Consider the following 12,139-nt stretch of genomic DNA (forward strand, 5'->3'; position numbering starts at 1 on the left):
TCTTTAAAGCCTATACAAAAAGGCCAACTAATAAGTCGATTATTTTAATGCCTATAAATGGTGCTACCACCCCGCCTATCCCATAAATAAAAAGGTTTCTGCGTAAAAGTGCCGTTGCACCGATAGGTTTGTAAGCCACACCTTTTAAAGCAAGTGGAATCAGAATAGGAATGATGATGGCATTAAAAATCACTGCCGAAAGAATGGCCGATTCTGGTGTATGCAAACCCATAATGTTTAAACTTTGGAGTGCAGGGATTGAGGCAATAAACAGCGCCGGAACAATGGCAAAATACTTTGCCACATCATTGGCGATAGAGAAAGTGGTTAATGTGCCCCGTGTAATCAGGAGCTGTTTACCAATCTCCACAATTTCAATCAGTTTGGTTGGGTCGTTATCCAGATCAACCATATTACCAGCCTCTTTTGCGGCCTGTGTTCCACTGTTCATGGCTACGCCCACATCTGCCTGTGCAAGCGCAGGGGCGTCATTTGTTCCATCGCCCATCATGGCCACCAGTTTTCCCAGCGCCTGTTCATCCTTGATGTAATTCATTTTATCCTCAGGCTTCGCTTCGGCAATAAAATCATCAACACCGGCTTTTTCAGCAATGTATTTAGCAGTAAGTGGATTATCGCCAGTCACCATGACTGTTTTCACCCCCATCTTTCTCAGGCGTTCAAAACGCTCGCTGATACCAGGTTTAATGATATCCTGAAGTTCGATTACACCTAAGGCCTGCTCATTTTCGCAAACGACCAGAGGTGTTCCGCCATTGATGGCAATCGTTTTTACATGATTTTCAATATCAGAAGGGAAAATGTTCCCCGACTGCTCAACCATATTGCGGATCGCATCGAAAGCACCTTTCCTGATCCTTCTGCCATTTGCGGTATCTAAACCACTTGAACGTGTTTCGGCAGTAAACTTGATAAAGGTTGATCCTGCAGGTGTACCGGATGAGTGGTAACCTTGTTCCGCGGCAAGTTCAAGAATAGACTTTCCTTCGGGTGTTTCGTCTGCCAGTGAGCTTAAAATACAGGCATCGCTGAAGTTTTTAGGGTCAACTCCCGAAGTAGGATAGAAATTAGTGGCTTTGCGGTTCCCGATGGTGATCGTTCCGGTTTTATCCAGAAGCAATACATCAATATCACCCGCCGTCTCAACTGCCTTACCCGATTTGGTAATCACATTTGCCCGCAAAGCCCTATCCATTCCGGCAATACCAATGGCTGATAACAAGCCCCCTATAGTTGTTGGAATTAAACAAACAAAGAGTGAAATCAAGGCTGCAATGGTAATGGGGGTATTGGCATAATCGGCAAAAGGTTTAAGTGTTACACACACAATGATGAATACCAGCGTGAAACTGGCCAGTAAAATGGTTAATGCAATCTCATTAGGTGTTTTCTGGCGTGAAGCACCTTCCACAAGGGCAATCATTTTATCCAGAAAACTCTCGCCAGGGGCAGTGCTTACCTGAACTTTAATTTCATCAGATAGCACTTTTGTACCCCCGGTTACGGATGACTTATCGCCTCCGGATTCCCGGATTACCGGAGCTGATTCACCTGTGATGGCTGATTCATCGATGGTAGCAATACCCGCTATAATTTCGCCATCGGTTGGAATGGTATCACCAGGCTCACACAGAAACACATCTCCTTTTTGAAGTTGATTTGAAGATCTGATTTCAATACTACCATTTGGCAGCAGCACCTTTGCTGGTGTTTCTTCTCTTGTTTTACGTAAACTATCGGCCTGGGCTTTCCCCCTGGCTTCAGCAATCGCCTCAGCAAAATTTGCAAAGAGCACCGTTAACAGCAGGATAAGGAAAATTAAAAAGTTGTAAAAAGCAGAACCCTGGCCGTTATTATTGAATGAATAAACAGTAACATAGGCCATGATGGCGGTTCCGATTTCAACGGTAAACATGACCGGATTACGGACCATTACCCGGGGATCTAATTTTATAAAAGATTGCTTTATTGCGGTCTGCACAAGCGCAGCATCGAACAATTTATTATTTGATATCATCTTAAACCTATTATTTGTTCATTGTAAAGTATTCAGCAATTGGACCGAGGGCTAAAGCTGGAAAGTAAGAAAGAGCATTTAATACCAGGATCACGGCAAAAGTCATCAGCGCAAAAGTTTTGGTATCGGTTTTAAGTGTTCCGGCAGATTCGGGGATGAATTTCTTGGCACCCAGCAAACCGGCAATGGCTACAGGGCCGATAATTGGAAGGAACCGACCAATCATCAGTATAATTCCGGTTAATACGTTCCAGAAAATGTTGTTATCGCCCAGGCCTTCGAAACCAGAACCGTTATTGGCATTTGATGAAGTAACCTCATATAACATTTCGGAGAAACCATGAAAGCCAGGATTATTCAGCCAGTTTTTAGGTTGTACTGCCCATGAGGCATAGCCATGACTGGTAAAGAAATACGTTGCTGCAGCAGTGCCGGCGAGAATTAAAAACGGGCTAAGCAGGGTAATAATTGCAGCGATCTTGATCTCTCTCGCTTCCACCTTATGCCCTAAAAATTCTGGTGTCCTGCCAACCATCAAACCGGAAATAAATACAGCAATCATCAGGTATACAAAGTAATTTAATAGTCCTACACCACAGCCGCCATAAAATGAATTAATCATCATGGCCAGTAGCTGCCAGAGTCCGGTAAGTGGCATGGCAGAATCGTGCATACTGTTCACCGATCCTGTAGATATAATGGTGGTTACGGTGCTCCAGTAAGCCGATATGGCCGGGCCGAACCGCACCTCCTTACCTTCCATGGCACCTGTTGTTTGCGATATGCCCATTTTTGCCAGGGCAGGGTTTCCTCCCAACTCTGAACTGATGGTTGGAATAAGCAGGAGCAGCATCCCGATGGTCATGACACCAAAAATGGTCCAGGCCAGTTTTCTTCTTTTAATGAAAATACCAAAGGCAATTACCATGGCAATAGGTATAATAACCTGGGCAATTAATTCAACCGTATTGGTAATGTAATTCGGGTTTTCAAAAGGATGTGCAGAGTTGGCTCCAAACCATCCACCGCCATTTGTTCCAAGATGTTTAATGGCAATGAACTGTGCCGCTGGTCCCCGCGAAACATGTACGGTATCCCCCTGCACGGAAATAAACTGGTCTTTACCTTCGTAACTGGCAGGTGTACCATTGAAAGCCAGGATCACAGCCATCACAAAGGATAATGGCAACAGTAGCCGGGTAATTGACCTCACGAAAAACACCCAGAAATTACCCAGTTTAGCAGCTGTTTTATCCCTGAAGGCTTTAAAGAGTACAACCGTTGCCGCCAGCCCTGTTGCACAGCTTACAAACTGCAGAAACATTAAAACGTAATGCTGCGACAGGTAACTTACGCCTGTTTCACCAGAATAGTGTTGCAAATTACAGTTTACTACAAAGCTGATGATGGTGTTGAATGACAGGTCAGGTGTCATCCCCGGGTTAGCATCCGGGTTCCAGGGAAGTTTATCCTGATAAATCAGAACGAAGAAACCATAAACCAGCCAGATAAGGTTAATCATCATTAAGGCTTTAAGGTGTTGTTTCCAGTTCATCTCTTCTTTTGGGTTTATACCCGAAAGCTTATAAATGCCCGATTCAATGGGCTTTAAAAAGTCAGTCCAGACTTTTTCTCCGGCAAATACTTTCGCCAGGTACCGTCCTAACGGAATAGCAATCGCCAGTGTAAGCAGATAGGTTGCAATTATTCCGGATAATTCTGTGTTCATTTTCTTTGATGTTTAATTCACCCTTCAGGGAAGCGTTTAAAATTTTTCGGGTTTTATCAGCACGTAAATCATATAAATGAAGACGGCGATAGCGATAATGAATAGTGTGATCATGTCTTTAAATTTTGTCGAACCAGTTAATGGATTTGTAAGATGCCCACCAGAGTACCAGCAGGAGAATAAAGAGTAGTAATTGCATAGCTTTTTGTTTTTCTCTGCCAGGATTCAACTCCTGTACCACAAAAACCAGCAAAACTGATAGAACACTAATAATCAGACACTTAATTAATCATTTAGCCGATTCCAAAAAATAAGGCATAAAAAAACCCTTCCATTTTGGAAGGGTCGTTTTCATTTTGAAAAGAACTAGCTGATGCTGTATTCTTCTATTTTTCGGTAAAGGGTAGTTAAACCTATACCAAGCAACCGGGCAGTTTCTGTTTTATTGCCCCCGGTATAAGCCAATACTTTTTTGATATGTTGTTTCTCTATTTCCTCCATACGCATTCCATTTTGCTCATTTTGGCTTTCATGAAATTCGAAAGGCAGGAGTTCGACGGTTAACAGGTTGCTGTCTGACAAGATTACGGCACGCTCCATTACATTTTTCAGTTCTCTGATATTGCCTTTCCAGGTATAGCCGGTTAAAAGTTCAGCAAATGCCTGGTCCATTTTGATTTCTGTACGGTTAACTTTTAAGGTGAATTCAGCTAAATAATGCTCAGCAAGGGGAATAATATCTGCCTTTCTTTGCGCTAATGCTGGCAGCTGGATTGAGAAAACAGATAAACGATAATATAAATCAGAGCGGAAACGCCCGCTTTCAGCTTCTTCTTTTAAATCCCTGTTCGTGGCAGCGATAATACGGACATTTACTTTACTGGTCTTGGTATCACCCACTTTAATGAAAGTCTGGCTCTCCAGCACCCTCAGGAGTTTAGCCTGTAAATCTACATTCATCTCACCGATTTCATCAAGAAAAAGTGTTCCTTCATTGGCTTCTTCCAGCAAACCTTTTTTATCTTTTGATGCACCAGTGAAAGCACCCTGACGGTAACCAAAAAGTTCGCTTTCTAAAAGTTCGGGATTGAAGCCACTGCAATTAAGTGCAACAAAGGGTTTAGTATTCCTCGGGCTTTCCTGATGGATGGCTTGTGCAAAAACTTCTTTTCCGGTACCTGTTTCGCCAAGCAATAACACCGTAGCATCGGTAAGTGCTACCTTACGGGCCATTTTAACGGCATCCTGAATGGCCGGGGAAAAACCAATAATATTTTCAAAACGGTGGCTTTGCCCTACTCTTTTTTCCAGTTCAAGAACCCTTAACTGAAGCTTTACCTTATCTACCGCTTTACACAGAAGGGGAATAATCTTATCGTTGTCGTCTCCTTTAACAATATAATCGAAAGCACCATTTCGCATGGCCTGTACCCCATCATTAATTGTTCCGAAGGCCGTAAGGTTTATTATCTCTATAAATGGCTTGATTTCTTTAATTGCCGAAACCAGCTCAACGCCATTATAATCCGGAAGCTTAACATCACTGATCACCACGTGTACCTCCTCCGACTTAACCATCCGGAGCCCTGATTTACCAGTGGCTGCCTGCAAAACCTTAAAGCCTTCAAGTTCGATAATCCTTGATAACAGCCCAAGTATTTTTGGTTCATCGTCTATGATCAGTACCGTATTTTCCATAGGGTAAATATAGCTTAGATTTTAATATTCCTTTTCATATTAATGATTTCTTGAATTAGGTTATGAATGTCCTTGATTTGGTTAAGTGAGCCGGTTTAAGTATGCTGACATTTGTACTATTCAATAATCAATTAAGATTCATATGGAAAATCAAACTAAAAAACCGACCAATAAACCTGTTGCTTTGGTAACGGGTGCCAACCAGGGCGTAGGTAACGAAATTGCCCGGGCGCTGGCCGCCAATAACTATATTGTATATGTGGGCTCACGTAATTTAAGCAATGGTGAAAAAGCCGCTGCCGAAATAGGTGAACATGCAATAGCCATTCAAATTGATGTAACTAAAGAAAACACCATACGTGATACCATGGCCACCATCGAAAGCAAACATGGCCATCTGGATTTACTGGTAAACAACGCCGGTATTTCCCATGCCGGAAACCCCAACCGCTCGATGGAAGACATGCTTGCTGACGGTAAAGCCACAACGGCATCCTTAGCTGAAATAAAGGCAGTATGGGAAACCAATGTATTTGGGGTAATCAGTGTTACGCAAGCGGCATTACCCTTACTGCGCAAGGCTGCCACCGCCCGCATTGTTAATGTTTCGAGTGGATTAGGCTCACTCACCTGGATTTCCGACCCCGAATGCTGGGCCCGTGAGAACTTCGGCGTTGTATATGCCGCTTCTAAAACAGCATTAAATGCAGTAACAACGGCATTTGCAATAGAACTTGAAAAAGAGAACATTAAGGTAAATGCCGTAAGTCCTGGTTTCACGGCAACAGCACTTAATAATTTTCAGGGTACAGATAGCCTTGAAGTGGGCTCCCGCGAACCTGTTCGTGTGGCTTTGGAAACCGACGGCCCTACCGGGACTTTCACAGGTCCTGAAGGTATATTACCATGGTAATTTTAGCTGAGGGATAAAATCATTTCAATTATGACCGGTTGCTGAAACAGTAACCGGTTATTAGCACTAACTTTAAAATTAAACAGCAATACTATGGACAACATAACCCGACTTGATACCATCGCCGATGTTCACCGTGCACATCAGCTTCCCGGACCAACGCACCCCTTAATTACGATTCTGGATGCTTCAAACGGGCATTTAAAATTGTGTAGTCTGCCGGAACGTTATGTACTGAATTTTTATAAAATCACCTTTATAACCAAACTGGGTGGAAAAATAAAGTATGGGCAAGGTTATTATGATTTTGATGAAGGCAGTATGCTCTTCGCTGCACCCAACCAGATTATGGGCAGCAGTGCAAATTATGGTGACAATGAGGGTTACTCGCTACTGATTCATCCTGATTTTTTTCTCGGTTATCCCCTTGCAAAGAAAATAAAGCAATTTTGTTTCTTTTCTTATGCTGCAAATGAAGCACTTCACCTTTCTGAGCAGGAAAAATCGACCATTATATCAATCTATACCATTATACGTAATGAACTGAATAGCCGTATTGATGACTTTAGCCATGATGTAATTATCGCACAAATAGAACTACTGTTAAATTATGCACGGCGCTTTTATAAAAGACAATTTTTAACGCGAAAAGTGGTAACGAATGATTTACTCCAACAACTGGAAGATTTACTCGACAAACATTTCAATAGTAAGCTCGCTACTCTGCAAGGTATTCCAACCGTTCAGTATATTGCAGAGCAGCTGAACTATACGCCAAATTACCTGAGCGGCATGTTGCGTTCGCTCACTGGCCTCAATGCCCAGCAGCATATCCACCTCCGGCTGATTGAAAAATCAAAAGAACTTTTATCTACAACTGATCAAACAGTAAGCGAGGTTGCCTTTCAGTTGGGTTTTGAACATCCGCAGTCGTTTACAAGGCTCTTTAAAAGCAAAACCAGGATGTCTCCAGTTCAGTTCAGGGCATCCTTCAGTGATAATTAAATTCATATAAACTAAAGCATGAATAATTAAGGTTATTTATTCTGAAACAGGCGATAAGTTTCCCCTGTTAAAACCAATGGTATTCCGGTAAAATTGTGGCGATATATCGGTTTTACCTTTAAAAACACGGCTGAAATAATACTCATCATCATAACCCAGTTCGTAGGCAATTTCCTTAATGGTTTTATCAGTAAGGTATAATTCACGCTTTGCTTCAATGATGATGCGTTCGGTGATTAAATCGGATAGTGTTTTATCGAAATGGTTCTTCGTGATTCGCGCCAGCGAAGCCGGTGTAAGGTTTAACAACTCAGCATATTCACTGGCAGAATGTTTAATCCGGAAATTATCCTCTATGGCATTCTTCAGGTTCTGGATTACAAACTGTTGTTTGCCGTTAAGTGTTTTCACCTCCTGCGGGCTTTGCTGCTCCAGTTTTATCCGGGTAAGCATTACCAGCAAAATTTTAAGGTAAGATACAAGCGCTTCATCTTTCCTGAAAGCGTCGGCCTTAAGCTCATTAGCTATACCTTGTATCAGATTAAGGATGTTCGCATTGCAGGTATCGTTCAGCTTAACGAAAGGCTGCTCATATACATTATTGAATAAAATACCATTTGCGGCAATTTCCTGATGGTGGCGGTAAATACAAAAAAAATCGTGGTGGAACTGTATTGAAATCCCTATCAGTGGCTTTTTAGCTTGAAGCATAAAGGGTTGATAAGGATAAAAGGCAAATAAGGTATTGGCCTCAAACCGGTAATCGCATAAATCAACCGTTGCAATGCCCTCGCCAGAAGTGATTAAGATAAGCGTGAAGTAATTATTGCGTTGGATATGATCGAAATAACTGTTGTTATCGAACTCAAACAATTTAAAGGCAAGGTTGCCGTTTTGCTGATTTACAAGTGTATATACCGATTGGGATAACATGATGCTTAAGATTTTACTGATATTTTAAATGCTTCGTTGAGTGTTTCACAGGCTTCACGAGAAATACCGCTAACTATTTTCGGACTTTTACCCCATTTGGGTACATCCTGCGTAGCTAAAACGTTGAATTTCGAAGTTATCCCGCCAACAAAGGGAACGGCGATTCCATAAATGATTTCGGCAATGTGATGGTGACGAATCAGATAAGCACACATGATACAAGGTTCGTGTGTAGTATATAGACTGGAAAGGTGCAATTGTGCTGCATAACCATTGGCTATTGCCGCCCTAACCGCTAGTATTTCGGCATGGTTGGTAATGTCGCCACTCGATTTGCCCGATTCTATTCCCTCACCGATAACTTCCCCATTTAAAACCACAACCGCACCAACAGGTGGATTACCTGCAGCCAATGCCTTTTTACCAAGCTGTAGGCATACTTCCATATAATATTCAGGGTTCTCTTGCATAGTCTTCCGATCTGGCTTTAAAGCTGTCAACAATCTTTTGCTAAAATACTTAAAAAATACTAGCTCCTTTTTCTACGACAAAACTGTCTTCCTCTTGTGGAGAAAGACAGTTTAAACTTCGGTTAGAAAATCATGATACTATAACCATCTGCTCTAAGGTTCAGAAAACTGGGTAAGCCAGGCGTACCAGGTACTTCATTGTCGTTTAATAAATCGTAACCGGATACTTCTGTTCCAAAAACCGCCACACAACCTTTAGATAAACCATGTACATGATCTTTCACTTCTGAATAAAGTGCATGAACCGGGTGTTCTGGTTGCTCCAGTAGTTCAGGCCATCTAATGCCTGCTCCCTGAAAGATGATCTTCACATCTTCTCCGGCATGTTTAAATTCGTATGCAGATGCTAAAGCGTTAAATACTCGTCCTAATGCTTCTTCTGAACCAGCCTTGGGGTCAGAAAGAATAATAATTGCTGTTTTTTTCATGATAATCAATTTATTACACCGCAAAGATGGGGTGCCTTTTATTTTTAAAGAATGGATGATTTTTAGGATATGATGGAGATTTCTTAAGGCAATTTTTTTTCCCGCAGATGCGCACAGATAAACGCAGATTTTCATCTTCAAATCCATCAGCTCATTTCTCACTGTATATCAGTGGTTTATATTTTTTTATTAGCCTAAATATTAAGAGCCAGGGATCACGAAGGTCTGCCAACCCCTCATCGTTTCAATAAAGTGTTCGCTAAGTCCACCCTTTCGCAGGTAATCGGCGGTTACAGGCAGTTTCGGGCTATCGTAATTCGGGTTTGCCTTTACCTGGAGCGGGAAGTCGCGTTGCAGGATTCCGGCTCTTGCGATCAGTACAAAATCGCAGCCTTCATCCAGCAATTGCGCTGCTCTTTGCGCACTCATAATCTTTCCGGCAGCACCCAGCCGAACTCCTTTTCTCGGAATTTCTGTAAATACACTGAGCATGGTTTTGCCCTGAAATGTACCTTCACGAACCAATTGAGCCGAATCCCATAGTGCCAGATCGAGGTAATCAATCAGCTCGCGTTCAAAAACTTCATCTGTAATTTCACGCAGCTCTTCCAAACGGAGGCCATATCTTTCTATAGATAAACGCCAGCCAATCTGAAAATCCGGTCTGCAAGCTTTGCGGATGCCTTCAATTACTTCGAGTGTAAACCTTGCCCGGTTTTCTACGCTACCGCCATACTTATCATCTCGATCGTTCAGGTTGGGCGATAAAAACTCTGAAAGAATCCACCCAAAAGCACCGTGTACTGAAATACCATCGAAACCCGCCAGCTCTGCCCTTTTAGCGGCAGCAATAAAACTATCGCGGATGCGCTCCACCGCCTCGGTTGTCAGTGCATTAATGCCAGGTAGTGTTTTAGCGGATGCCGGCGCAGGAATACCTCCAATGGCCGGTTTTGCCCGATGTCCGGCATGATGCAACTGCACGGCAGATAAAGCCCCACCCTGACGAATCCTGTTGGCCATCTGGGTTAAGCCAGGCAAATGTTCATCACTGTGAATGCCCAGTTGCCTTTCGAAAGCGATACCACCCGCTTCAACTGTGGCAGCACTGGTTTGAATTAAGCCATAACAGCTTTCAGCAAGTTGCTCCATCCAGAACTGATCATATACTGATGCGCTGCCATCATACTCACTCTGCTGACTCGTTAATGGTGCCAGCATGAAGCGATTGCGCATTGCAGGCCCGTGCAAAAATGTGAGTGGCTTAAATAAATCGTTTACAGACATTTTCTATAATATTTTAGGATTTAACTGAATAACTCTTGTCTGCTACAAAAGTGGCCACTTACTTGCAAGCTAAAAATGGACGATTCCAATCATATAATGGATGTTTTTACTGTCTGACAGCATCAGATAAAATAAATATCAGAAATAGTTTAAATATTGTTGTCACATATACTATATTTGCAGCTACAATATTATATACAATGAGAAAATTAACATTTGCATCGCTACAGGTTAGCGATATAGAAGCTTCTAAAGCCTTTTACGTAAACAATTTAGGTTTTGAAATTGCCGACACGAATCCGCAGGCTTGTGTTTTTCAATATAATCATGGTGAAGCGAGTTTTGCAATACGTACGCCCCTTGAACCAATTGATGATAAAGAACTGGGCATAGGCGTGGCCATCTGGTTTGCGGTTGATAAAAAGGTAGATGAACTTAAAGCACAATTCATTTCTAAGGGTGTAACTACTGCAGGGCCTGTTATCAATACACCTTTTGGCAAGGCCTTTCATGTTAAAGACCCTGATGGTTATAAACTTACCTTCCTGGAGGAAAATAACCCGACAAGTCATGACTAACCTTAGCGCAAAATACTGGTTGATTGTAGCATCCAAAGACCATGTAAAAGCAGGTATAGCGGATGGAATTGCGCAAGCCTGTCATGGAAAATCTTCGCCGCTAAAAAGAATGCGAAAAGGCGATTTCATTATTTACTATTCCGGGAAGCAGACTTTAGGCAAGGATGATAAATGTCAGGCTTTTACAGCTCTGGGACAAATACTTGATGATGTGCCCTACCTTCATCAGGTAGCTCCCGATTTTTGTCCATCGAGGCGAAATGTTGAATTCAGGCAAACAAATGATGTTTCCATCTTGCCTTTAATTAACGACCTCGATTTCATTAAAAACAAAAAAAGTTGGGGTTATCCGTTTCGTTTTGGTTTCTTTGAAATTAATCAGCATGATTTTGAGCTGATTGCATCCCAAATGCTTAAGCACCAATATGTCTAAAGAAATTGAATTCCGTTTTAAAAGTCCGGCAGACAGTCCGGGTTACCTGCTAGGGCAGTTAACCATGCTTTGGCAACGTAAGGTAAAAAAATGCCTGGATCCATTGGATTTAACGCAAACCCAGTTCGTAATGCTGGCTGCATTGGGCTGGCTTTCTAAAACCAATGATGCGGTAACCCAGGTAGACATTGCCAACCAAAGCAATGCAGACCGAATGATGGTTTCTAAAGTTTTAAGGACTTTAGTGGATAAAGGCTTTATTACACGCCAGGAACATGAAAAAGATACCCGTGCAAAGGTTATCCGGCTCACCCCAAGTGGCGAGAGCGTTTTACAAAAAGGACTTATCGCAGTAGAAAATGCCGATTTAGCTTTTTTCAATCCCATTAAAAATCAACTTCCGGCATTTAATCAATCCATGTTGCAGCTTATTGATACACATAAGGAATAGCCGAACATTTATATTTTCAGTGGTGATTGCCACTGATTAACATCTTTAATATAGATGAAATTGAGTTCTAAATACCTGCTCAAATTAAGTATTTGATTTGCTTATGATACTCATTA

Annotated in this window: 13 protein-coding genes; 5 read left to right on the forward strand and 8 right to left on the reverse strand. The window is 42.1% G+C overall.

Going from position 1 to position 12,139, the window contains the following annotated elements:
• Window positions 1-10: 10 nt before the first annotated feature.
• The 4 genes from kdpB to R2R71_RS14330 all read right to left on the reverse strand — a co-directional run bounded on the left by kdpB (window position 11) and on the right by R2R71_RS14330 (window position 5,465).
• Window positions 11-2,038, reverse strand: coding sequence for a potassium-transporting ATPase subunit KdpB (gene kdpB, locus R2R71_RS14320; RefSeq protein ID WP_316831963.1), 2,028 nt, complete (start codon window positions 2,036-2,038; stop codon window positions 11-13).
• 10 nt (window positions 2,039-2,048) lie between these two features.
• Entirely contained in the window at window positions 2,049-3,767 is a 1,719-nt protein-coding gene (kdpA, locus tag R2R71_RS14325; RefSeq protein ID WP_316831964.1) for a potassium-transporting ATPase subunit KdpA, read from the reverse strand.
• Between the two features lie 36 nt (window positions 3,768-3,803).
• The gene (gene kdpF / locus R2R71_RS21185; protein WP_410478236.1) at window positions 3,804-3,881 is read right to left on the reverse strand and encodes a K(+)-transporting ATPase subunit F; all 78 of its coding nucleotides are present in this window, start codon (window positions 3,879-3,881) and stop codon (window positions 3,804-3,806) included.
• A gap of 252 nt (window positions 3,882-4,133) precedes the next feature.
• Complete coding sequence (locus R2R71_RS14330; RefSeq protein WP_316831965.1) at window positions 4,134-5,465, reverse strand: sigma-54 dependent transcriptional regulator; 1,332 nt, start codon at window positions 5,463-5,465, stop codon at window positions 4,134-4,136.
• A gap of 142 nt (window positions 5,466-5,607) precedes the next feature.
• Here R2R71_RS14330 and R2R71_RS14335 point away from each other — a divergent pair, with 142 nt between their 5' ends.
• Window positions 5,608-6,378: an SDR family NAD(P)-dependent oxidoreductase gene (locus R2R71_RS14335; RefSeq protein ID WP_316831966.1), complete on the forward strand. Its 771-nt coding sequence runs from the start codon at window positions 5,608-5,610 to the stop codon at window positions 6,376-6,378.
• Window positions 6,379-6,471: 93 nt separating this feature from the next.
• Window positions 6,472-7,383, forward strand: a complete 912-nt coding sequence (locus R2R71_RS14340) for a helix-turn-helix transcriptional regulator (RefSeq protein ID WP_316831967.1) — start codon at window positions 6,472-6,474, stop codon at window positions 7,381-7,383.
• Between the two features lie 36 nt (window positions 7,384-7,419).
• Here the strand turns inward: R2R71_RS14340 and R2R71_RS14345 are convergent, their stop codons facing one another.
• The 4 genes from R2R71_RS14345 to R2R71_RS14360 form a co-directional block, all read right to left on the reverse strand.
• Window positions 7,420-8,316: an AraC family transcriptional regulator gene (locus R2R71_RS14345; protein ID WP_316831968.1), complete on the reverse strand. Its 897-nt coding sequence runs from the start codon at window positions 8,314-8,316 to the stop codon at window positions 7,420-7,422.
• Between the two features lie 5 nt (window positions 8,317-8,321).
• Window positions 8,322-8,786, reverse strand: coding sequence for a nucleoside deaminase (locus R2R71_RS14350; RefSeq protein ID WP_316831969.1), 465 nt, complete (start codon window positions 8,784-8,786; stop codon window positions 8,322-8,324).
• Window positions 8,787-8,908: 122 nt separating this feature from the next.
• Complete coding sequence (locus R2R71_RS14355) at window positions 8,909-9,274, reverse strand: DsrE family protein (protein ID WP_316831970.1); 366 nt, start codon at window positions 9,272-9,274, stop codon at window positions 8,909-8,911.
• Between the two features lie 201 nt (window positions 9,275-9,475).
• Window positions 9,476-10,561, reverse strand: a complete 1,086-nt coding sequence (locus R2R71_RS14360; RefSeq protein ID WP_316831971.1) for an NADH:flavin oxidoreductase — start codon at window positions 10,559-10,561, stop codon at window positions 9,476-9,478.
• 200 nt (window positions 10,562-10,761) lie between these two features.
• Here R2R71_RS14360 and R2R71_RS14365 point away from each other — a divergent pair, with 200 nt between their 5' ends.
• From R2R71_RS14365 to R2R71_RS14375, 3 genes are read left to right on the forward strand one after another with little or no spacing between them, the layout of a single operon-like run.
• Window positions 10,762-11,139, forward strand: coding sequence for a VOC family protein (locus tag R2R71_RS14365; RefSeq protein WP_316831972.1), 378 nt, complete (start codon window positions 10,762-10,764; stop codon window positions 11,137-11,139).
• Window positions 11,132-11,572, forward strand: a complete 441-nt coding sequence (locus R2R71_RS14370; protein WP_316831973.1) for an EVE domain-containing protein — start codon at window positions 11,132-11,134, stop codon at window positions 11,570-11,572. Before R2R71_RS14365 ends, R2R71_RS14370 begins: the two co-directional genes overlap by 8 nt.
• Entirely contained in the window at window positions 11,565-12,023 is a 459-nt protein-coding gene (locus R2R71_RS14375; protein ID WP_316831974.1) for a MarR family winged helix-turn-helix transcriptional regulator, read from the forward strand. The genes R2R71_RS14370 and R2R71_RS14375 overlap by 8 nt, the downstream gene beginning before the upstream one ends.
• The last annotated feature ends 116 nt before the right edge of the window (window positions 12,024-12,139 follow it).

The sequence above is a fragment of the Pedobacter aquatilis genome, from assembly GCF_032678405.1.
Classification (GTDB): Bacteria; Bacteroidota; Bacteroidia; order Sphingobacteriales; family Sphingobacteriaceae; genus Pedobacter; species Pedobacter aquatilis_A.